The sequence below is a fragment of the Brachybacterium sp. UNK5269 genome (assembly GCF_049266655.1).
Classification (GTDB): Bacteria; Actinomycetota; Actinomycetes; order Actinomycetales; family Dermabacteraceae; genus Brachybacterium.
In genome coordinates this window covers 1,169,445-1,190,258 of the sequence record NZ_CP184883.1, presented here as the reverse complement: position 1 = coordinate 1,190,258, position 20,814 = coordinate 1,169,445, and the positions used below count along the sequence as shown (strand labels likewise).

The 20,814-nt window shown below is 68.6% G+C and carries 19 protein-coding genes; 6 read left to right on the top strand and 13 right to left on the bottom strand.

Annotation, left to right across the window (positions count from 1 at the left end; translation table 11 throughout):
• Nucleotides 1-46 precede the first annotated feature (46 nt).
• Nucleotides 47-775 carry a winged helix-turn-helix domain-containing protein gene (locus ACOJUI_RS05485; protein WP_422117075.1) on the top strand — a complete coding sequence of 243 codons (729 nt, stop codon included), beginning with the start codon at nucleotides 47-49 and terminating at the stop codon, nucleotides 773-775.
• Entirely contained in the window at nucleotides 772-1,884 is a 1,113-nt protein-coding gene (locus ACOJUI_RS05480) for a sensor histidine kinase (RefSeq protein WP_422117074.1), read from the top strand. Before ACOJUI_RS05485 ends, ACOJUI_RS05480 begins: the two co-directional genes overlap by 4 nt.
• A gap of 473 nt (nucleotides 1,885-2,357) precedes the next feature.
• On the opposite strand, the gene ACOJUI_RS05475 is transcribed toward ACOJUI_RS05480, so the two are convergent.
• The 9 genes from ACOJUI_RS05475 to ACOJUI_RS05435 all read right to left on the bottom strand — a co-directional run bounded on the left by ACOJUI_RS05475 (nucleotide 2,358) and on the right by ACOJUI_RS05435 (nucleotide 12,143).
• Entirely contained in the window at nucleotides 2,358-3,908 is a 1,551-nt protein-coding gene (locus ACOJUI_RS05475; protein ID WP_422117073.1) for a multicopper oxidase family protein, read from the bottom strand.
• A 119-nt stretch (nucleotides 3,909-4,027) separates the two neighbouring features.
• Nucleotides 4,028-4,759 carry a cytochrome c biogenesis CcdA family protein gene (locus ACOJUI_RS05470; protein ID WP_422117072.1) on the bottom strand — a complete coding sequence of 244 codons (732 nt, stop codon included), beginning with the start codon at nucleotides 4,757-4,759 and terminating at the stop codon, nucleotides 4,028-4,030.
• A gap of 53 nt (nucleotides 4,760-4,812) precedes the next feature.
• Nucleotides 4,813-5,076 (bottom strand): TlpA family protein disulfide reductase, encoded by a 264-nt coding sequence (locus tag ACOJUI_RS05465; protein ID WP_422117071.1) that lies wholly within the window; start codon nucleotides 5,074-5,076, stop codon nucleotides 4,813-4,815.
• A 634-nt stretch (nucleotides 5,077-5,710) separates the two neighbouring features.
• Nucleotides 5,711-6,046 (bottom strand): metal-sensitive transcriptional regulator, encoded by a 336-nt coding sequence (locus ACOJUI_RS05460; protein ID WP_422117070.1) that lies wholly within the window; start codon nucleotides 6,044-6,046, stop codon nucleotides 5,711-5,713.
• 23 nt (nucleotides 6,047-6,069) lie between these two features.
• Nucleotides 6,070-8,274: a heavy metal translocating P-type ATPase gene (locus ACOJUI_RS05455; protein ID WP_422117069.1), complete on the bottom strand. Its 2,205-nt coding sequence runs from the start codon at nucleotides 8,272-8,274 to the stop codon at nucleotides 6,070-6,072.
• Nucleotides 8,275-8,362: 88 nt separating this feature from the next.
• Nucleotides 8,363-8,629 (bottom strand): hypothetical protein, encoded by a 267-nt coding sequence (locus tag ACOJUI_RS05450; RefSeq protein ID WP_422117068.1) that lies wholly within the window; start codon nucleotides 8,627-8,629, stop codon nucleotides 8,363-8,365.
• A 23-nt stretch (nucleotides 8,630-8,652) separates the two neighbouring features.
• Nucleotides 8,653-10,866: a heavy metal translocating P-type ATPase gene (locus ACOJUI_RS05445; protein WP_422117624.1), complete on the bottom strand. Its 2,214-nt coding sequence runs from the start codon at nucleotides 10,864-10,866 to the stop codon at nucleotides 8,653-8,655.
• Nucleotides 10,867-10,971: 105 nt separating this feature from the next.
• Nucleotides 10,972-11,928 (bottom strand): hypothetical protein, encoded by a 957-nt coding sequence (locus ACOJUI_RS05440; protein ID WP_422117067.1) that lies wholly within the window; start codon nucleotides 11,926-11,928, stop codon nucleotides 10,972-10,974.
• Nucleotides 11,928-12,143 carry a heavy-metal-associated domain-containing protein gene (locus ACOJUI_RS05435; RefSeq protein WP_422117066.1) on the bottom strand — a complete coding sequence of 72 codons (216 nt, stop codon included), beginning with the start codon at nucleotides 12,141-12,143 and terminating at the stop codon, nucleotides 11,928-11,930. Before ACOJUI_RS05435 ends, ACOJUI_RS05440 begins: the two co-directional genes overlap by 1 nt.
• 277 nt (nucleotides 12,144-12,420) lie before the next feature.
• On the opposite strand from ACOJUI_RS05435, the gene ACOJUI_RS05430 reads away from it, so the two are divergent.
• The 3 genes from ACOJUI_RS05430 (at nucleotide 12,421) to ACOJUI_RS05420 (ending at nucleotide 15,899) form a co-directional block, all read left to right on the top strand.
• Complete coding sequence (locus ACOJUI_RS05430; protein WP_422117065.1) at nucleotides 12,421-12,801, top strand: ArsR/SmtB family transcription factor; 381 nt, start codon at nucleotides 12,421-12,423, stop codon at nucleotides 12,799-12,801.
• Nucleotides 12,798-14,690: a heavy metal translocating P-type ATPase gene (locus ACOJUI_RS05425; protein ID WP_422117064.1), complete on the top strand. Its 1,893-nt coding sequence runs from the start codon at nucleotides 12,798-12,800 to the stop codon at nucleotides 14,688-14,690. The genes ACOJUI_RS05430 and ACOJUI_RS05425 overlap by 4 nt, the downstream gene beginning before the upstream one ends.
• A 75-nt stretch (nucleotides 14,691-14,765) precedes the next feature.
• A complete protein-coding gene (locus ACOJUI_RS05420; protein WP_422117063.1) occupies nucleotides 14,766-15,899 on the top strand; it encodes an MFS transporter in 1,134 nt (377 codons plus the stop codon).
• A gap of 103 nt (nucleotides 15,900-16,002) precedes the next feature.
• Here the strand turns inward: ACOJUI_RS05420 and pdxT are convergent, their stop codons facing one another.
• Together pdxT and pdxS are read right to left on the bottom strand one after the other, a co-directional pair.
• Nucleotides 16,003-16,626 (bottom strand): pyridoxal 5'-phosphate synthase glutaminase subunit PdxT, encoded by a 624-nt coding sequence (pdxT, locus tag ACOJUI_RS05415; RefSeq protein WP_422117062.1) that lies wholly within the window; start codon nucleotides 16,624-16,626, stop codon nucleotides 16,003-16,005.
• 4 nt (nucleotides 16,627-16,630) lie between these two features.
• Nucleotides 16,631-17,521 (bottom strand): pyridoxal 5'-phosphate synthase lyase subunit PdxS, encoded by an 891-nt coding sequence (gene pdxS / locus ACOJUI_RS05410; protein WP_422117061.1) that lies wholly within the window; start codon nucleotides 17,519-17,521, stop codon nucleotides 16,631-16,633.
• Between the two features lie 134 nt (nucleotides 17,522-17,655).
• Between pdxS and ACOJUI_RS05405 the strand changes: the two genes are divergently transcribed.
• Nucleotides 17,656-18,990 (top strand): aminotransferase class I/II-fold pyridoxal phosphate-dependent enzyme, encoded by a 1,335-nt coding sequence (locus ACOJUI_RS05405; protein WP_422117060.1) that lies wholly within the window; start codon nucleotides 17,656-17,658, stop codon nucleotides 18,988-18,990.
• A gap of 274 nt (nucleotides 18,991-19,264) precedes the next feature.
• Here the strand turns inward: ACOJUI_RS05405 and ACOJUI_RS05400 are convergent, their stop codons facing one another.
• The gene (locus ACOJUI_RS05400; protein ID WP_422117059.1) at nucleotides 19,265-19,690 is read right to left on the bottom strand and encodes a low molecular weight phosphatase family protein; all 426 of its coding nucleotides are present in this window, start codon (nucleotides 19,688-19,690) and stop codon (nucleotides 19,265-19,267) included.
• Nucleotides 19,691-19,713: 23 nt separating this feature from the next.
• Entirely contained in the window at nucleotides 19,714-20,805 is a 1,092-nt protein-coding gene (gene arsB / locus ACOJUI_RS05395; RefSeq protein ID WP_422117058.1) for an ACR3 family arsenite efflux transporter, read from the bottom strand.
• Between the last annotated feature and the right edge of the window lie 9 nt (nucleotides 20,806-20,814).

Sequence of the window (20,814 nt, the reverse complement as noted above, 5' to 3'; positions counted from 1 at the left end):
GGGGATGTCCTTCTCCCCTGACGACGGAAGTGCGGATGATGGGGGCATGCGCACTGAAACCACCGGTCACCGGGTTGCCCCCTCCCGCGTTCTGGTCGTCGAGGACGAAGCCCCCCTGGCGGACCTGGTCGCCACCTACCTCGCGAGAGACGACTACGAGGTCGAGGTCATCGGTGACGGGCGCACCGCCATCCAGCGGTCCCGGGAGTGGGACCCTGCGGTCATCGTCCTGGACCTGGGCCTGCCGGGAGCGGACGGGGTCGAGGTCTGCCGTGCGGTTCGGACCTTCTCCGACTGCTACATCATCATGCTCACTGCCCGGGCCGAGGAGATCGACAAGCTGATCGGCCTCAGCGTCGGCGCCGACGACTACCTCACCAAGCCCTTCAGTGCCCGCGAGCTGGTGGCGCGCGTCGGTGTCATGATGCGCCGACCCCGGCAGTCGGTCACGGATGCCTCCTCCGCGCAGCAGACCCTGACCTTCGGGCCGCTGACGATCGACGTCGCCGGGCGCGACGTGCTGCTGGACGGCGAGCTGATCGAGCTCACCCGCACGGAGTTCGACGTCCTGGCCACCCTGGCCTCACGACCCGAGATGGTGTTCTCCCGCGGCCAGCTGATCGAGTCCGTCTGGGGAACCGGGTGGATCGGTGACGACCACCTGGTCGACGTCCACATCGGACACGTCCGGCGCAAGCTGGGCGATGACCCCGCCGAGCCGCGGTTCATCCGCACCGTCCGCGGTGTCGGCTATCGCATGGGAAGCGGCACGTGAGGCGGCACCGTGCCCGTTCCCTGGGCCTGGGTCCGCGGCTCCTGACCGCGATCATCGCGGTCATCCTCGTCGCGGCGACGACCGCGGGGGTCGTCGCGAGCCTGCTCGGCCCCATGATCTTCCACCATCACATGCTCCAGACCAACGGCTCCCCCGAGGTCATCCTCCACGCCGAACGAGCCTTCTCCGCCTCCTCGACGATCTCCCTGGGGCTGGCCCTGCTCGCCGCGCTGGTCACGTCGATCTTGGTCAGCGCCTTCCTCACCCGGCGCATCAGCAGCTCGCTGCACCGCGTGCAGACAGCCGCCGGACAGATCGCCGCCGGGAGCTACACCGCCCGGGTGCCGGCCGTCGGCATGGGCACCGAGTTCGACGAGCTCGCCCAGGACTTCAACACCATGGCCGAAGACCTCGCCCGGATCGAGACCACCCGCACCCAGATGCTCAGCGACCTGGCCCACGAGATGCGCACCCCGGTCGCCACGCTCCATGGCTACCTCGACGCGATCGCAGAAGGGGTCAAGCCCGCCGACGAGACCACGGTGCAGATCCTGAAGGACCAAGCCCACCGGCTCGGACGCCTGGCGGCCGACATCAGCCTCGTCACCGCGGCCGAGGAAGGCCGGCTCAGCATCCACCTGCGCCGGCTCGAGATCGGCGAGATCGTCGCCACCGCAGTGTCCCAGGCCGAGGATCGGTACCGATCCAAGGACGTGACCCTCACCGTCGAGGCGCCGGCACCGACGCTGGGCGCCCGGATCCGGGCGGACCCGGATCGCCTCGGACAGGTCCTGACCAACCTCCTGGACAATGCCCTGCGACACACGCCCGCGGGCGGCAGCGTCCGGATCTCGGTCACCCTCCGTGCCGGTGCGGTCCGGCTGGAGGTCACGGACACCGGCGAGGGCATTGCCACCGAGCACCTCCCCCACCTCTTTGAGCGGTTCTACCGCAGCGACACCGCCCGCGACCGCGCCCACGGCGGATCCGGCATCGGCCTTGCCATCGCCCGGTCCATCACCCAGAGCCACGGCGGGACCATCCAGGCGTGGAGCGCCGGTCCCGGCATCGGCTCCACCTTCACCATCACGCTGCCTATCACGGACTGACCAGCCCGGCCGGAAAGAACGGACCGACCGGGCCGGCCTGCCGGGCGCCCGGATCCGAGCGCGGCCTGAGAGCGCTGCCGCGACGAACGGACAGCAGACTCCGAGGCCAGTGGCGACGACCCGGCGCCGGAGCGGTGCCCTGGTGTCGAGTTCCGGAAGTGGTTGGACGCTTGGCTTTCAGAGGATCGGGGGACGAGGCTCGTGTCGCTGGTCGGTAACATGATCAATCACGGCTCCTCGGCACCTGTCAACTGGTGGCAAGTCGTCTTCACGTGCCCGCGCGGTTCCCTCCGACCCCCTCTTCTCCGGGGGCGGCGGACTTGGGGGGAAGATTCTGTTGATGACTCCGATCCCCAGAGCCAGGGTGGTCAGCAACCCTAGGGCAAGGAGCAGCCACAGATTCATCGGGGACCTCAATATGGTCAGTGGGCGGGGCGACGTGAGTCCCGGACCCAAGGCAGTCCTGCGTCGCCTCAGGGCGCATAGGACAAGACGGTCTGCATGCCGAGTTCGGCATGGTAGATGTTGTGGCAGTGAACCGCCCAGTCGCCCGGATTATCGGCCTGCAGATCGACCGACACGGTCTCCATGGGCAGCACGTTGACGGTGTCCTTGCGGATGCCGGTCCCGTTCTGACCGGCCAGCGCGAAGGTGTGCCCGTGGATGTGCATGGGGTGGAACATCATCGATTCGTTGCGCAGGTTCAACCGGACGCGCTCACCTGCCGAGATCTGCAAGGGATCATGGTCGCCGAAGCCTGCGCCATTGATGAACCACTTCCGTCCGCCATCGATCATCTCGAGCACAACATCGAGCTCCCGATCCGGCTGCCGCGTCTCGAACGCCACCTCGGCCGTCGGCGCGAGAGCGGAATACGTGAGCATCTGACCGGACATCTCGGTCGGCAGTGCCGTCGGGTCTGGTGTGGCGCCCGATCCGGTGCGCAGAAGAGCTCTCCCCGGAGCCGCATCCTTGCCCTCCGGTGCTGCGACTATCGGAAATACCCCGTCACCAGTGGTGATCACGACGTCGTAGCGTTCCCCCATGCCGATGATCAGGGTGTCGACCTCGACGGGCTCGACCGGGAATCCGTCTGTATGGGTGACTGTGATCCGGTGGTCGCCGACTGCGAAACGGTAGGCCGTGTCGCCGCCGCTGTTGATCAGACGCAGCCTGATCCGTCGGCCCGGTGCGGAGTTGATGACGAACGGGTTCGTCGCCAGGCGCCCGTTCACCACATGTCCGGGGTAGATGACGTCGCCGGAGTCGGCCCCCAGAGGTGCTTGCGGGGAGGGCATCGCGTCGTCCATGGACATCCCCCCATGGTCCATCCCCTCCATGCCTTCCATCTCGCCCATCGACATGCCACCCATGTCCATGCCTTCGCGGGCCATGCGCTCCAGGATGGTGTCGGGTGAGTCGCTCCATCCGTCGGTCCAGTCGTCCAGCACCAGGACGACTTCTTCGTCGTAGTCGCCGGGCTCGGCGAGGTCCTCCACGATCAACGGTGCCTGCAGCCCCGTATCAAGCTGCACCCCGACATGCGGATGGAACCAGTAGGTGCCGGGGTCGGGCACGACGAAGGAGTAGTCGAAGGTGCTACCGGGCGCCACGGGGTCCTGGTTCAGCCCCGGGACCCCGTCCATCTCCTGAGGGAGAGCGATGCCGTGCCAGTGGATGGTGGTGTCCACGGGGAGGTCGTTGGTAAGGCGAACGCGCAGTTCATCACCCGCCGTGACGCGAATTTCCTTGCCCGGTACGGCGTCGTCGTAGGCCCAGGTCTCCACGCTCCGCCCGCCGAGATCGACCGTGGTCGGCGCAGCACGCAGCTCGCGAGTCACCACACGCCCGGAGGGAGCCGTCTGGGACGTAGCTGCCCGAGCCGTGCCGTCGCCGGCCGCGGTCGGCGAATCGGACAGCAATCGAGTGCCCGCGTACACACCTCCACTGGCGAGCACGAGCCCGGCGGCGCCGACCTGAAGAAGCCGACGACGGTGCACAGATTTCGGGGAGGAAGTGGACACGGAAAAAACTCCTCATCATCACGGGACAGCGAAGCTCCCAGGCTATTTCTGATCTGTGAAGGCCAAGCTCAGGGCGCATCAAGAAGCGATGAAGAATCAGCCCGTCGGACCTGTGATCCCTAGATGAGGGTGGTGACGTCGCCGAAACGGGTCTGCAGCGCACTCATCCATGCCTGCCACACGCCGGTGACCAGGAGGACACCGATCACGATCAGCGCGAGTCCCCCGATCCTGTTCAGCATCCGGCGGCGGGTGCGCAGGAAAGCCGAGAGGCCGCTCATCCGCTGGAAGAGCAGAGCGAACAGGATGAAGGGGATGCCAAGGCCCAGCGCGTAGGCCAGTGACAGCAGCGCACCGCGCGATGCCGATCCCCCGTCAAGACTCAGCGCCAAGACGGCGGCATAGGTGGGGCCGATGCACGGTGTCCAGGAGAGGCCGAAGATCAGACCGAGCAGCGGCGCCCCGGCCAGGCCGGGATCCGGGCGTCGTCCGATCGGCTTGGCGAACGACAGGCCAGGGAACACTCCGAGGAACACCAGTCCCATCAGGATCACGATCGCCCCGGAGACTCGGGAGATCTCATCGGACCAGCGGATCAGCAAGTGGCCGAGGGCGCCGGCGAAGCCGCCCAGAACCATGAAGACCACGGTGAAGCCGAGGATGAACAGCACCGCTCCCAGCAGCATCCGGCCGCGTGCACGACGACGAGCGGACTCCGTGACCGACTCCGCCCCGGCGGGGGCGACCAGGGAGGTTCCGGTCAGGCCTGCGACGTAGGAGAGATAGCCGGGCACGACCGGCAGGATGCACGGCGACAGGAACGCGACGATGCCGGCGAGGCCCGCCACCATCACTGCGACCAGCATCGGGCCACTGAGAGCAGCTGACGCGAACCATTCCCCAATCATGCGTCCCGCTCAGCGATCAGGGAGTCGAGCATGGCGCGGAGTGTGGAGGGCTCGATAGCGCCGGTGATGCGCGCTGCCGGCCTGCCCTCCGCGTCCAGCACCAAAGTGGTCGGGACCGCATTCGGGGCCACCTGCCCGCGCAGAGCGAACAGAATTTCTCCATCCGGATCCGGCAGGGACGGGTACGCAATGCCGTAGTTCTGCTCGAACGCCGCGGCCGGCCCGGCTTCGTCCCGGGTATTGATCCCGATGAACTGCACCCCCGCTCCGCGTACTCCTCGGAGATCGCCTTGAGGTCGGGAGCTTCCACCCGACATGGCGGACAGGACGCGTACCAGACGTTGATCACCAGCAGGTCCGGCGGCGCTGTGGAGGACTCGAAGATTTCTCCCTCATACGTCGTCCCGGAGAACACCGCGGGCTCCGCCCTTTCGGCTGAGGGGATCTCGACCACTGTCCCGTTTCCTGCCACATAGCCGAGATCGGCTGTTGTGGAGGAGGTGTCTTCGTTGCCGCAGGCGGTGAGAAGCAGTGCGGACGATATCGTTGCGCCGCCTCCGGCCAGTGCTCGTAGCATCGTGCGCCGAGGCACGGGGCCCTCAGTCATCGTCACCTTCCAGTCGATCACAGGACTCTGCACCCAGCGGACCCTGCCGTCGGCCCGAGTGCGCTCCCGATACAGCGGGTAGAACAGCGCCCTGAGCCGTGCACCCAAGCCTTCTCCGGACATCGAAGGAAAGAGCGCACAGACCAGGCGTATTCCATCCATTGAACCCGGTTCGAGCCCTGAGGGTCCGCCTCGCTCGTGATTCTTCGTCAAATCTTCGTCGTCCCGGCCCAGGTCACAGCCAGGACAGAGGCCGAGACGGGCTGCTTATAGTCGGCAGGGGTGCGTTACGACTTCACGAGGCGCTTCACGGCGGCTGAGGCCTCTTTGAGCTTAATCTCGGCCTCGTCGCCGCCGGCGCGGGCGGCATCAAGGACACAGTGATGGAGGTGGTCATCCAGCAGCCCCAGCGCCACGTTCTCGAGGGCGCTGGTCAGCGCGGAGATCTGGGTGAGGATGTCGATGCAGTAGACGTCCTCTTCGACCATGCGGGAGATACCGCGGGCCTGCCCCTCGATCCGCTTGAGTCGGTTGAGGTAGCGGGGCTTGTCCTGGATGTATCCATGAGGGCCGCTGTGGCAGGGTTGGTCCTCCGTGGAGTCGATGTCCGGTGCGGTGGTCATGAGCGGTTCCGTTCTATGGGGAATCAGCGGCGGTCGCGCAGGGCGGCGACGGTCGCTTCGGGGCGCAGGTCGAGGCGCCGCAGGAGCTGGGCGTTCAACGCGACGACGACAGTGGATAGGGACATCAGTATCGCGCCGACCGACATCGGTAGCACGAACCCGATCGGGGCCAGTACCCCGGCCGCGAGGGGCACGGACAGCAGGTTATAGCCGGCAGCCCACCACAGGTTCTGCTTCATCTTCCGGTACGCGGCGCGGGAGAGCTCGATGACCGAGAGCACGGAGCGGGGATCGGAGCTGGCGAGCACCACGCCGGCGGAAGCGATCGCAACGTCGGTGCCCGCGCCGATCGCGATCCCGACGTCGGCCTGCGCGAGGGCGGGAGCGTCGTTGACGCCGTCGCCGACCATCGCGACCTTCTTCCCCTCGTGCTGGAGCTGGGCGACCTTCGAGGACTTGTCCTCGGGGCGCACCCCGGCGAAGACGCGGTCGATGCCGAGCTCGCGGCCCACGCTGTTCGCCACCGCTTCGGCATCGCCGGTGATCATCACGACCTCGACTCCCAGGCTGTGCAGGGCATCGACAGCCTCGCGCGACTCGGGGCGCACCTCGTCGGTGAGCTTGAGGCCACCGATGACGTCGCCGTCTCGCAGCACATGGAGGATGATCGCGCCCTCGTCGCGCCAGGTCGCGGCCTCCTCGACCTCGCCCGCGCCGGTCTCCTCGAGCAGGCGGGGACCGCCCACGCGGATCTCGTGGCCCTCGACCTGGGCACTCACGCCCAAAGCCGGGGTGGAGCTGAGGTCGCTCCCGGCAGGAACCTGCACCCCGTCGGAGTCAGCCCTGCTGACGACGGCGCGGGCCAGGGGGTGCTCGCTCTCCGCCTCCGCGGCCGCGGCCAGCGCCAGCACCTGTGAGGCGTCCATGTGGCGAGTGACGATCTCGGCGAGCACGGGCTCACCCTTGGTCAGAGTGCCGGTCTTGTCGAAGAACACCGCATCCACGGTGCGCATGCCTTCCAACGCCAGGCGATCCTTGATCAGCACACCGCCGCGGGCCGCGCGCTCAGTAGCGATGGAGACCACCAGCGGGATCGCCAGACCCAGGGCGTGGGGGCAGGCGATCACCAGCACGGTCACCGTGCGCACCACGGCAGCATCGGGCATCCCGAGCACCGACCAGACGATCGCGGTGATCACCGCGGCGATGATCGCGAACCAGAACAGCCACCCGGCGGCCGTGTCCGCGATCCGCTGGGCACGGGACGAGGAGTTCTGCGCCTCGGTCACCAGGCGCTGGATCCCTGCCAGGGCGGTGTCGTCCCCGGTCGCGGTGACCTCGATGCGCAGGCTGGAGTCGGTGGCGACAGTGCCAGCCACGACCCGGTCACCGGCCACTCGCGTCACCGGCCGAGATTCCCCGGTGACCATGGACTCGTCAACGTCGGCGCGGCCCTCGCGGATCACACCGTCGGCGGGGACGTTGGCCCCAGGGCGGACCAGCACCAAATCACCCAGACGCAGCTCGGAGGGGGCGACGCTGACGAGCTCGTCACCCTCGATCCGCTCGGCCATGTCCGGTAGCAGCGCGGCCAGGGAGTCCAGGGCAGACGTGGTCTGGGCGAGGGAGCGCATCTCGATCCAGTGCCCCAGCAGCATGATCACGATCAGCAGGGCGAGCTCCCACCAGAACTCGAGCTCATGATCCAGAAGACCCAGGCTGGCGCCCCAGGAGGCGAAGAACGCGACCGTGATCGCCAGCCCGATCAGCAGCATCATCCCGGGCTTCCGGGAACGGATCTCGGAGACCGCTCCCGTCAGGAACGGCCGCCCGCCCCACACGTACATGACCGTGCCGAGAATCGGCGCGATCCACGCCGCGCCGGGGAAGTCGGGCACGTCGTAACCCAGCAGCATCGCGAACATGGAGGAGAACCCGACGACCGGCACCGCCAGGATCAGATTGATCCAGAACAGACGCCGGAACTGCCCGACGTGGTCACCGTGCCCGGAGTGCCCCCCATGCCCTCCATGCCCTCCACCGTGGCCCCCGTGCTCCGTGTGGTCCGTGTGCTCCGTGTGGTCATCGTGGCCACCGGTGGCGTCGTGCCCGGCGCCGGGAGCGTCGTGATCGGGGCTGCCGGGAAGAGTGGCCTGGGAAGGACCGTGCTCGTGCTGCGTCCCCGAAGCTCCGTGACCGCGATGATGGGATGGGTGCTCAGCGTTCATACCCCCACCGTATACCCCCCGGGGGTACCTGTCGAGGGTGGGTGTCGGGTGGTTTCGAGGTCTATGACCTCGCACCCGTCATCCATGTTCAGGCGGCGGTGTATTTCTGTGGGTCGGCGTCGAACAGGGGGCCGCAGCCGGCGCAGCAGAGCCAGTAGCGAGTGCCCTCGTAGTCGCGGACCAGGCCTGCGGCCTCGGCGGCGCTCTTGACGACCGGCCTGCCTTCCATCACCGGGCAGCTGGCCATGTCGTCGTCGGTGGGGCCCATCAGGTTCGTGCGGCCGTCGGCCTGTATCGGTGCGGAAGCGGCGTGTCCGCCGCAGCAGCTGGGGGCCTGTCCGGTGGTGTCGTTCATGATGATCCTTGTCCGGTGGTGGGTCAGTTCTTGGTGATGGACGTGAAGCCGCGCAGGCGCAGGCTGTTCCCCACGACGAAGACGCTGGAAAAGGCCATGGCGGCGCCAGCGAGCATGGGGTTGAGCATGCCCAGCGCGGCGATCGGGATCGCGGCCGTGTTGTAGGCGAAGGCCCAGAACAGGTTGGTCTTGATCGTCGACAGGGTCTTGCGGGATAGGCGTATGGCGTCGACCGCGCTGCGCAGGTCTCCGCGCACCAGGGTGATATCGCTGGCTTCGATCGCGACGTCGGTGCCGGTGCCCATCGCCAGGCCCAGGTCGGCCTGGGCGAGGGCGGGGGCGTCGTTGACGCCGTCGCCGACCATGGCGACGGTGCGGCCCTCGGCCTGGAGGCGGGCGACCACATCGACCTTCTGGGCGGGGAGGACTTCGGCGATGACCTCGGCGATGCCGACCTCGGCGGCGATCTGCCGGGCCACGGCTTCGTTGTCACCGGTCAGCAGAACCGGGGTCAGCCCCAGGTCCTTCATCGCGGTGATGGCTTCCGCGCTGGTGGGCTTGAGCGTGTCGGCCACGATCAGGATCCCCCGGGCCTGACCGTCCCAGCCGACGGCCACGACAGTCTTGCCCTGTCGCTCTGCGTCGATCTTGGCAGCGGCCACCTGTGGGCTGAGCGTCATCTCTGTCTCGGCCAGAAGGCTCTCGCGGCCGACGACGACGGCGCGTCCCTCGACGGTGCCGCGCACGCCCTGGCCCTCGACGTTGGCGAATTCCGTCACGGAGGGGAGTCCCCCGGCTTCCTGGGTGGCGCCCTTGGCGATCGCTTGGGCGATCGGGTGTTCGGAGAAGTCCTCGACGGCGCCGGCGATCCGAAGCAGCTCGGTGCGATCGGTGCCGTTGTCACTGACGACATCGGTGAGGGTCATCTTGCCGGTGGTGACGGTGCCGGTCTTGTCTAGCACCACCGTGTCGACCTTGCGGGTGGACTCCAGCACCTCCGGCCCCTTGATGAGTATGCCCATCTGAGCGCCACGCCCGGTGCCGACCAGGAGCGCGGTAGGGGTGGCGAGACCTAAAGCGCAAGGGCAGGCGACCACGAGCACCGCGACTGCGGCCGTGAAGGCAGCCTCGGCCGGGAATCCGGCGCCGAGCCAGCCCCCGAGCGCGACCACCGCGACCGCGATGGCGATCGGCACGAAAATCCCGGAGATCCGGTCGGCCAGGCGCTGAACCTCGGCCTTCCCGGTCTGAGCGTCCTCGACGAGCTTGGCCATCTGCGCCAGCTGGGTGTCGGAGCCGACGCGGGTCGCGCGGACCACGAGCCGGCCGCCGGCGTTGACGGTCGCACCGGTGACGGCGTCGCCCCCTCGTACTTCGACGGGCACGGACTCGCCGGTCAACATCGAGGCGTCGACCGCGGACATGCCGGAGACGACCGCGCCATCGGTGGCGATCTTCTCGCCGGGCCGGACGATGAACTGATCGCCCACCTCGAGGTCATCGATGGCGATCTTCTGCTCCTGACCCCCGCGCAGCACGGAAACCTCCTTCACGCCCAGCTCAAGCAGGGCCCGCAGCGCGGCGCCCGCTTGACGCTTGGACGTCTTCTCGAAGTAGCGGCCCAGGAGGATGAACATCGTCACGCCCGCGCCGACTTCGAGATAGATGTTCGCCGCACCATCCGACGGGGCGACCGTCAGCTCGAACGGGTGCGTCATCCCCGGGATGCCGGCAGTGCCGAAGAACAGCGCGTACAGCGACCACAGCAACGCAGCTGAGGTGCCCATCGAGATGAGCGTGTCCATCGTGGCTGCGCCATGCTTGAGGTTCGTCCAGGCAGCCTTATGGAAGGGCCAGGCTCCCCAGACGATCACGGGTGCCGCCAGCGCCAGCGACAGCCACTGCCAGTAGGGGAACTGGAGGGCGGGGATCATCGCCATCGCGATGACCGGCACCGTCAGCGCGACCGCGCCGATCAGACGGTGGCGCAGGGAGGTGAGCTCGGGGTCCGATCCCTCCCCGTCGTCGGAGGGGGTCTGCGCGCCCGTACGCGCCGGGGGCTTGGGCAATGTGGCGGTGTAGCCGGTCTTCTCGACCTCACTGATCAGCAGCTGCGGGTCGTATCCCTCGGGAACGGTGAGCTTGGCTTTCTCGGTGGCGTAATTGACGCTCGCGGTGACGCCGTCGAGCTTGTTCAGCTTGCGCTCGATGCGGTTCGCGCAGGATGCACAGGTCATGCCGCCGATCTCCAGTTCGATGCCGGCGTCTGCTACCAGTGGGGCTTGGGTGTTCACTGCGTATCCTTCCTGGCCAGTGACGTTCAACGGTCGATCCTGCAGGGGTCAGTGACCGCCTGAATGCTCTCCGGCGTTCTCGGCCTCGGCGCCACTGGCTTGCTCCGCCTCGAGGACGAACTGGGCGGTGTGCACCTCGCCGTCGACCTGGAAGGTCAGGTACAGGAAGTAGCGGCCAGCCGTGGGCGCCTCCGCCATGAACGAGACATCAGGACCGGAGGTATCGCCGGCGCCGGGCTCGTCGCCCTCGGCATGGACGTGCAGGTATTCCAGGTCGCCCTCGCGCAGGGCGACAAGGTGGCCGAAGGCTCCGAGATAGGGCTGCAGGGCGGTCACCGGGACGCCGTCCTGGGTGACGCTGAGCGTCAGGGTCGTGGACGTGCCCGCCTTCAGGCCGCCTGCCAAGGACACCTCGTATCCATCGACCTCGTCGTGGGCCGAGACGGGACGGTCGGTGTGCGGGGTGAGGGTCCCCGCGACATCGACGCTCCGGGACAGGATCAGCGGGTCCTCGCGGTCGCCGGCGACCGCGACGTTGGCGTAGAGCTTGTACGTGCCGGCCTCGAACCACTCCCAGGGCAGGGACCAGGTCCCGGTAGCCGAATCGAGCTCGGGGTGAACATGGCGGTACTGGGCGCCATCCGTGCGGACCACGACCAGATGCATCTCGCTCCCTTGACCCTCCTGGTAGTCAGTCACGGGATGCCCGTCGGGTCCCGTGATCGTGTAGGCCAGCTGCCCGGCCTGGTCGATGACCGATGGGGCCGAGACTTGCGACAGCACGTACCCCTGCGACGACATCGACACTGCCTCTTGGAGTGCGGCGTCGCCCGGCGTGCCGCCAGGGCCGTCGGCGCCAGATTCATGCTCGGTCGCATCGGAAGCCTGCGCCTGCCACGCCTGGACTGTCCGGTCGGGAACGACCACGCCGGCCGCGACAAAGGCGCCGGCGAAAGCTACTGCCAGTCCGGCACCGTAGATGAGTAGTCGCCCCCCGGCGTTCATCAGGCCCTGGCCGCCGAGTAGCCGGCCTCCTCGACAGCGGCAAGCACCTGCGCGTCGTCAAGGGAGCCCGACGACGTGACAACGAGACGACCGGTCTGCGCGCTGACTTGAATGTCGGTCACGCCGGAGAGCTCACCAACCTCCTCGCGCACTGACATCTCGCAATGGCCACAGGTCATACCGGTCACCTGATACTCAGCCGTCGTCGCATTCATGGCTCGTACACCTCTCCTCGTCGATTCCAGAATCTTATACCCCAGGGGGGTATGGGTCAATGTGTCAGCCCGCTGCCGGTCCAATGCCGCACGTCCGTCACATGGCGAGTATCGCCCAGGCGGAGCTGGCGAGGGTCGCAGCCTCGCCAGCAACGAAGGTCGCCATGAGCGCCAGCATTCAGACCGCCACACCTGTGCCGCGCGGTGACCAGCCGCACTGGGCGCCCATCACCGTTGGCATCGCGCCGTCGCGACTGTCGCCTACTACTCTCTGCGCATGAACGCAGATACGCAGGCTTGTACGTTTGGACAGGAGAGCCAGTACGTCGATCTGGCCGCAGAGGTGTTCGCGCTGCTCTCGGATCCGACCCGGATCCGGATCATCCTGGCGCTGCGCCAGGGAGAGATGTCAGTCGGAGAGCTGGCTGAACAGGTCGGGAAGGCCCCTACCGCTGTCTCGCAGCATCTGGCGAAGCTGCGCTGGGCGAAGGTGGTCCAGGCCCGCCAGGAGGGAACGCGCATGTTCTACAGCACGATCGACGAGCATGCGCGCCGGCTGGTGATGCATGCCGTCTTCCAGGCCGAGCATGTCGTCGACGGGGTCCCCGCCCACCATGTCGCGCCCGACGGCACCGTCACCGCCGAGACCGCGAAGTGAGCGCGCCGACGACCACCTCCGCGCCCGCCACCGGGACCGCCGAGCGGGAGGTATCGCTCTGGCAACGCCTGGATCGTCACGACGTCGCCCGGACGGCCTTCGTGGCGGTCTGCACGCTGGCCGTCGCGCTCGGCGCGAGGTGGCCGTGGCCGGAGGTGCCGCTGCTGGCGGTGATCGGCCTGGTGGTGGGGTGCTGGCCGGTGCTGCGGGAGGCGTGGGAGGACGTCCGGAACCGGCGGATGAGCATGGAGCTGTCCATGCTGATCGCGATCGTGGCCGCCGCCGCGATCGGTGAGTGGGTGACAGCGCTGGTGATCACCACTTTCGTGCTGGCCGCGGAGATCCTCGAGGATCTCTCGATGGACCGCGGACGCGACGCCCTGACCGACCTGATGTCGTTCCTGCCCGAGACGGTGCAGGTGCGCGAGGGTGACTCGCTGCAGTCCGTCGCGTTGGACGAGGTGGTATCCGGGGCGGTGGTCGTGGTCGCCCCCGGGGGCCGGATCCCGGTCGATGGGCGCATCGTCGCTGGGCGCTCCACCGTGGATCAGTCCCGGATCACCGGGGAATCCCTCCCCGTGGACGTGGAGACGGGCGACGAGGTCTTCGCCGGGTCGATCAACCAGGTCGGAGCGGTGGAGGTGCGGGCGCAGCGGATCGGCGCGGACTCGTCCTACGGACGGATCGTCGAGGCTGTCCGTGAGGCGCAGCAGACCGAGCCGCCGGTCCAGCGTCTGGCGGACCGGCTCGCCGCCTATCTGGTGTACCTCGCCCTCGGCGGCGCCCTCCTCACGTACGTCATCACTGGCGACTTGACCTCGACCATCTCGGTGATCGTGGTCGCCGGCGCCTGCGGGATCGCCGCCGGCACACCGCTGGCGGTGCTGGCCGCGATCGCCCGCGCAGCGCGCAGCGGCGCCTTCATCAAGGGTGGGGCGCACCTCGAGGCGCTGTCCACGGTCGACACGGTCGTGTTCGACAAGACGGGGACTCTGACCTCGGGGGCCCCGGCCGTGGTGGATATCTGGATCGACGCGGACTCCACCCGCGAGGAGCTGCTCTCCGCGGCCGCGACCGCGGAGTACTACTCCGAGCATCCCCTGGGACGCGCGATCCTCGCCCACGCCGCCGACGTCTCGATCGACGTCGGTCCGCCCGATTCCTTCGACTACGCACCCGGGCAGGGAGTGACCGCGCACGTCGCCGGCAGCGTCGTCACCGCCGGCACCAGCGCGCTGGTCCCTGGTGCCCCGAAAGATCTGGAGAGCCAGGGCACCGCGACCGCGGTCCACGTCGGGATCGACGGCGTCTACGCCGGGACCATCCTGCTGGCCGACACGGTGCGGGCCTCCGCGCGCGGCGCCATCGCCGAGCTGCGCCGGCGCGGGGTGCGCGTCATGATGATCACCGGTGACAACGAGCGGACCGCCGCCGCGGTCGCCGGAGAGCTCGGGATCGACGAGGTGCGGGCCGGTCTCCTGCCCGAGCAGAAACTCGCCGCGATCGACGCCGAACGCGCGCAGGGCCGGCGCCTGGCCATGGTCGGCGACGGTGTCAACGACGCCCCGGCCCTGGCGCGGGCGGACGTCGGCATCGCCATGGGCAGCGGCACCGACATCGCGCAGGACAGCGCCGACGTCGTCCTGATCAGCTCCGACCTCGATGACCTCGCGCGCACCCTGTTCATCGCGCGCAGGGCCCGACGGATCGTGATGGTCAACTTCGTCGGCACCATCGCGATCGACCTGATCGGGATCGTGCTGGCAGCGTTCGGGCTGCTCGGGCCCGTCGTCGCGGCCATCATCCACGTCGGCAGCGAGACCGCGTTCATCCTGAACTCCGCCCGCCTGATCCCCAGACGGAAAGCCAGCGCGTCCTCCGATGCGTGAGGTGTTCGCGAACTCCACCTACCGTCACCTGTTCATCGCGCAGGTCGTCGCCTGCTGGGGACCGGTCTGCTGACCGTGGGACTGGGACTGTTCGCCTACGATCTGGCCGGTCCCCGCGGCGGTCAGGTCCTCGGCATCGCCCTGACGATCAAGATGCTCGCCTACGTCGTCGTCTCGCCGGTGATGGCGGCCCTGACCGCGCACCTGTCCCGCCGCAACGTGCTGATCGCCGCGGACCTGGTACGTGCCGCGGTTGCGGTGGCTCTGCCATTCGTGACCGACGTCTGGCAGATCTACCTGCTCGTCTTCCTCCTGCAGGCCGCCTCGGCAACGTTCACCCCCACCTTCCAGTCGATCATCCCCGACGTGCTGCACAGCGAACGCGCCTACACCCGCGCTCTGTCCCTGTCCCGCTTGGCCTACAACCTCGAGGCGGTCGCGAGTCCCATGCTCGCCGCCGCCCTGCTGACCGTCCTCGCCTACAACGACCTCTTCGTCGGCACGACGCTCGGCTTCCTCGCCTCCGCCGCACTGGTCCTGACCACTCGCGTGCCGGCCCGCGCCCGCCAGGAGAGGACCTCGTTCACCGAGCGACTGACCCGCGGCACCCGGATCTACACGGCCATCCCCCAACTGCGCAGCCTGCTGGGGATGTACTTCGCCGTGGCCTGCGGGACCGCCATGATCATCGTCAACACCCCCGTCCTGGTCGGCGCCCGCCTCGGCCTCACCGCACAGCACGTCCCCCTGCTCCTGGCCGTCAGCGGCCTGGGCGAGATGATCGTGGCCCTCGCCCTACCCCGCCTGCTGGATCAACGCTCCGACCGGGGCCCCATGCTGATCGGGACCCTCGCGATCCCAGTGACCCTCATCGTGACCGGGGCCAGCCTGGCGGTTCTGGACGGCGGGGCGGCATGGGGCCCTGTCCTCCTGCTCTGGCTGATCCTCGGCGCCGCGATCTCCATGGTCCTGACCCCGTCGGGCCGCCTGATCCGACGCCACGTCTCCGACAACGACCGCCCCGCCGTCTTCGCCGCCGACTTCTCCCTCTCCCACGCCTGCTACATCCTCACCTACCTCACCGCAGGCATCATCGGAGCCAACGCCGGCATGGCCACCACCGCCGTGACCCTGGGAGCCCTCGCCACCATCGGCGTCACCATCGCCGCCACCACCGGACGCCTCAGGAATACAGTCACGGCGCCGTAACGACTTGTTTCACAGTGGGTCGATCCGCTGGCTCCGCGCAATGCATACCCGGGCATCAGGCTGATGTTCACATGCGCGGTGGACCGCGAAGGCTCGTCCCCTCTTAGCGCATGGCCTGCTCACGCACCGCGTTCAGCAAGCGCTGGTGGAAGCGGGTCTCCCCCGTCGTCTCCGGGTGGAACGCGGTGCCGAGGAGGTTGCCCTGTTCGGCGGCGACCACGCGGCCGTCGGGCAGCGAGGCCAACACCGTCGCCGCCGGCCCGACCTGCTCGATGACCGGAGCGCGGATGAACGCGGCCCGGACCGCCCGCGGACCCAGGAAGGGCACGTCCAGATCGGCTTCGAAGGACTCGACCTGTCCGCCGAACGCATTGCGCCGCACTGTGACGTCCATGCCGCCGAACGTCTTCTGACCGCTGATCCCGTCGGCCAGTCGATCGGCGAGCAGGATCAGTCCGGCGCAGGTCCCGAGCACTGGCAGTCCCGCCGCGATCAACGCGCACAGTGGGCCCTGCAGGCCGGCGACGCGCGAGAGCTTGTCGATCACGCTGGACTCTCCGCCCGGCAGCACGAGCCCGTCGACTGCCTCCAGCTCGCGGGGCCGACGCACGAGCGAGACCTGTGCTCCGAGGTCCGTGAGGACCTGGGCGTGCTCGCGCACGTCGCCCTGCAGGGACAGCACGCCGATGCGCAGACCGCTGCCGAGGCCGGCGCTCACCGGCGCCACCGACTCACCAGCCGCGCTCGGAGAGGCGGTGCGGGGCGGGCACGTCGGCCACGTTGATCCCGACCATCGGCTCGCCGAGCCCGCGTGAGACGTCGGCGATCACGGCCGGATCGTCGTGGAAGGTCACCGCCCGGACAATCGCAGCGGCCCGATCGGCAGGGTTGCCGGACTTGAAGATGCCGGAGCCGACGAAGACTCCGTCGGCCCCCAGCTGCATCATCATCGCGGCGTCGGCCGGCGTGGCGACGCCGCCCGCGGTGAACAGCACCACCGGCAGTGAGCCCGTCTCGGCGACCTCGGCCACCAGCTCGTAGGGGGCCTGCAGCTCCTTGGCCGCCACGTACAGCTCGTCCTTGCTCTTCGAGCGCAGGGCACTGATCTCCGCGGTGATGGTGCGGATGTGGCGGGTGGCCTCGGACACGTCGCCGGTTCCGGCCTCGCCCTTGGAGCGGATCATGGCGGCGCCCTCGGTGATGCGGCGCAGGGCCTCGCCGAGATTCGTCGCACCGCAGACGAACGGCACGGTGAAGGCGTGCTTGTCGATGTGGTGGACATAGTCTGCGGGGGAGAGCACCTCGGACTCGTCGACGTAGTCCACGCCGAGCTGCTGCAGCACCTGCGCCTCGACGAAGTGGCCGATCCGGGCCTTGGCCATCACGGGGATCGACACGGCGGCGATGATCTCGTCGATCAGGTCGGGGTTGCTCATTCGGGCCACGCCGCCTTGGGCACGAATGTCCGCGGGGACGCGCTCGAGCGCCATCACGGCGACAGCGCCGGCGCCCTCGGCGATCTTCGCCTGTTCGGCGGTCACGACGTCCATGATGACGCCGCCCTTCAGCATCTCGGCCAGTCCGCTCTTGACCGTGCCCGTTCCCGTGGTGCCAGTGCTCATGATGTCCATCGCTCTTCTCTTGGGCTCCGTCCCAATTTGACCTAGGTCAAAAAGTAGCACGGCGCATGCCGCTCCTCCGCCGGTGGGCTTCCCCGCGGCCACGATCCGGGGCCTTGCCGCCTAGACTTCATCGGGTGACGACGGACAGCGACCCGGCGATCAGCGGCGGGACCGCTGCCGAGATCGTCGACAGCGTGCGCGCCCTCGTCGAGCGCGGCGCTCTGGTGCCCGGGCGGACGCTCCCGCCCGTGCGCGTGCTCGCCGAGGACTTGGGCGTCAATCGCAATACCGTTGTGGCCGCTTACCGACGCCTCGCCCGCTCCGGCGTGGTCATCGCCCGAGGTCGCGCGGGCACTCACGTGGCCCAGCGCCCCCAGGTCCCCCAGGAGGGCTTCGCCGACCCCGGATCGCTGCGCGACGTCGGCACGGGCAACCCCGATCCGAGCTTCATCCCAGACCTCGCTCCAGCAATGGCGGCTGCGGGAGGACGCCCGGTCCTGTACGGCGAACCCATCATCGATCACGACTTCAAGGACTGGGCGCGGGACTGGATGGCACCCGACGTGCCCGGCCCGAGTGACGATGTGCACCTCACGCTCACCAGCGGAGCGGTCGACGCCGTCGAACGGCTTCTCGCCCAGGCGCTCATGCGGGACGACGCCATCGCCCTCGAGGACCCGTGCTTCCTGGCCAGCATTCATATCGCCCGTCTCGGCGGCTACCGAGCCGTCCCCGTCCCCGTCGACGCGGAGGGTATGACCGTCGAGGGCCTCCGGGCCGCCCTGGACAAGGGCGTGCGCGCCGTGGTGACCACGCCGCGGGCACAGAACCCGACGGGGGTCTCGCTCAGCGCGCGTCGCGCCGAGCAGCTGCGGGAGGTCCTTGCCGAGCATCCCTACGTGCTGGTCATCGAGGACGACTACTACTCCTTCCTCTCCCAGCGTCCATTCCACTCCATCGTCGGCCCCGAGCACCAGCGCTGGGCCCTGGTGCGATCCGTCTCGAAGTTCATCGGACCCGACCTTTGCCTGGCCGTGACCGCCTCCGACCCCGACACCGCCGCGCGGCTGGCGATGCGACTCAGCCCCGGCATCACGTGGGTCAGCCACCTTCTCCAGCGGATCACCCACTCTGTCCTGCGCGATGCCGACGCCCGCGCGCTGATCGACCGGGCGGGCGTCCACTACGCCGAGCGCAACGCCTCCTTCGCCGCGCGCCTCACGGAACATGGCCTACCGGTCGAGCCCGGGGACGGATTGAGCCTGTGGGTACCGGTGCAGGCACCGGCACAGTACGTCGCCGAACGCCTCATGCGTCGGGGCTGGCTCGCGCGCACCGGCGACGAGTTCCGTCTCGCCGAGGCCGGGCCGCCTTCGCGCTACCTGCGGCTCACTGTTCACGACCTCGACGCGCAGCAGGCCGATGCCTTCGCCCGCGACCTCGCCACCGCGGTGCGCGAGGCGAGTTGACAAGGATCGGGCCCCTGCCGCACGACCGTCCCGCTGCGGCCGCACTGCCGCTTCAGGGGAACCCCTGACCGGCTTCTCTCGCTCAGAGCGCTGACGTACCGAAAGGCGCCACGCCCCGGCGCGAGCTGCGCACCGAACTGGGGCACCTCAGCACGACAGGTGCTCGCGGAACTATGACGGGTCCCAGCAAGGCTCGAGAGCTCATTCTCGCGCGACAGCTGTCGCAGTGGGCATAGCCCCGCGGGACGGCACGACGGCCGCCCCGCCGGCTTGGTCAACGGTCAGGGGCGAGGTCGGCCAGGAGCGCGCGGACGCGGGCGTCGATGTCGTCGCGGACCAGGCGCATCCGCTCCATGCCCTCGATGCCGCGCGCAGCGGGTTCATCGGTGTGCCAGGTGGTCACGGGCGCGGTCATCCCCGCAACGGGCTCGATGACAGCCTCGTCCCCGAGGACGATCACCTGTTCGACGCTGCGGAGCAGCTCGGCAGTGACCGGCTGAGGAACGGCGGAGGACATGTCCGCGCCGACCTCCGCGATCGCCGCGGCGGACTGGGCGTTGATGGCCGTACCGGGGCGGGTACCGGCGGAGTGGACCTGGACAGTGCCTGCGGCGTGGTGGCGCATGAGGGCCGCGGCCATCTGGGACTTGCCGCCGTTCTTCACGCACACGAACAGGACCGTGGGGGGCTTCGTGCTCATCTTGGGGTTCTCCTTCGACGGGGTCAGCGGGTGGGGACGGTGGCGTCACCGGGGAACAGGCGCCGCCCCATCGCCAAGGCGACGTAGACCAGGGCCACCAGGACGGGGACCTCGATCAGGGGACCGACGACACCGGCGAGGGCCTGACCGGAGGTGACGCCGAAGGTGCCGATCGCCACCGCGATCGCGAGCTCGAAGTTGTTGCCCGAGGCGGTGAACGCGACGGTGGTGGACTTCGCGTAGTTCAACCCGATGGCGCGTCCGAGCAGGAACGACCCCAGGAACATGATCACGAAGTAGACCAGCAGCGGCAGCGCGATCCGGGCCACGTCCCCGGGGGAGGAGAGGATCGCGTCGCCCTGCAGGGCGAACAGCAGCACGATGGTGAACAGCAGCCCGTACAGCGCCCACGGCCCGATCGCCGGCAGGAAGCGCTCCTCGTACCAGACGCGGCCCTTAACCCGCTCCCCCACCACCCGCGTCAGGAACCCTGCGATCAGGGGGATGCCGAGGAAGATCAGCACGCTGAGCACGATCGCGCCGATCGAGAACTCGGCCGACGTGGTCGCCAGCCCCAGCCACGACGGCAGCACCTGGAGGTAGAACCACCCCAGCGCCCCGAAGGCGATCACCTGGAACACAGAGTTGATCGCGACCAGCACCGCGGCGGCCTCGCGGTCACCACAGGCCAGGTCGTTCCAGATCAGCACCATCGCGATGCACCGGGCGAGCCCGACGATGATCAACCCGGTGCGGTACTCCGGCAGGTCCGCCAGGAAGATCCAGGCCAGGGCGAACATCAGCGCCGGACCGATGATCCAGTTCAGCACCAGCGAGGAGACCAGCAGGCGCTTATCCGCGCCGATGCGGCGAGTCTCGTCATAGCGCACCTTCGCCAGGACCGGGTACATCATGACCAGCAGCCCGATCGCGATCGGGAGGGACACCGAGCCAATCGTCACCGCTTCCAACGCCATGTTCAGGCCAGGGACGAACCGCCCCAACAGGAGCCCTACGACCATCGCAGCCAGGATCCACACCGGCAGCCAGCGGTCCAGGAAGGACATCTCCTTCATCACGCGGGGCTGCTCGACAGCCTGGGTCGTCGTACTCATCAGGGCTCG

What these genes read in the sequence shown, in the direction of transcription:
- ACOJUI_RS05445 (WP_422117624.1), bottom strand. Translation starts at nt 10,866, where the DNA reads ATGACCTGTGCATCCTGCGCGAACCGCATCGAGCGCAAGCTGAACAAG.
- ACOJUI_RS05460 (WP_422117070.1), bottom strand. Translation starts at nt 6,046, where the DNA reads ATGACCACCGCACCGGACATCGACTCCACGGAGGACCAACCCTGCCAC.
- ACOJUI_RS05440 (WP_422117067.1), bottom strand. Translation starts at nt 11,928, where the DNA reads ATGAACGCCGGGGGGCGACTACTCATCTACGGTGCCGGACTGGCAGTA.
- arsB (WP_422117058.1), bottom strand. Translation starts at nt 20,805, where the DNA reads ATGAGTACGACGACCCAGGCTGTCGAGCAGCCCCGCGTGATGAAGGAG.
- pdxS (WP_422117061.1), bottom strand. Translation starts at nt 17,521, where the DNA reads ATGAGCACTGGCACCACGGGAACGGGCACGGTCAAGAGCGGACTGGCC.
- ACOJUI_RS05455 (WP_422117069.1), bottom strand. Translation starts at nt 8,274, where the DNA reads ATGAACGCTGAGCACCCATCCCATCATCGCGGTCACGGAGCTTCGGGG.
- ACOJUI_RS05450 (WP_422117068.1), bottom strand. Translation starts at nt 8,629, where the DNA reads ATGAACGACACCACCGGACAGGCCCCCAGCTGCTGCGGCGGACACGCC.
- ACOJUI_RS05470 (WP_422117072.1), bottom strand. Translation starts at nt 4,759, where the DNA reads ATGGTGGCGGGCCTCGCCGGCATCGTCGCGTTCCTGTCGCCGTGCATC.
- ACOJUI_RS05485 (WP_422117075.1), top strand. Translation starts at nt 47, where the DNA reads ATGCGCACTGAAACCACCGGTCACCGGGTTGCCCCCTCCCGCGTTCTG.
- ACOJUI_RS05435 (WP_422117066.1), bottom strand. Translation starts at nt 12,143, where the DNA reads ATGAATGCGACGACGGCTGAGTATCAGGTGACCGGTATGACCTGTGGC.
- ACOJUI_RS05430 (WP_422117065.1), top strand. Translation starts at nt 12,421, where the DNA reads ATGAACGCAGATACGCAGGCTTGTACGTTTGGACAGGAGAGCCAGTAC.
- ACOJUI_RS05400 (WP_422117059.1), bottom strand. Translation starts at nt 19,690, where the DNA reads ATGAGCACGAAGCCCCCCACGGTCCTGTTCGTGTGCGTGAAGAACGGC.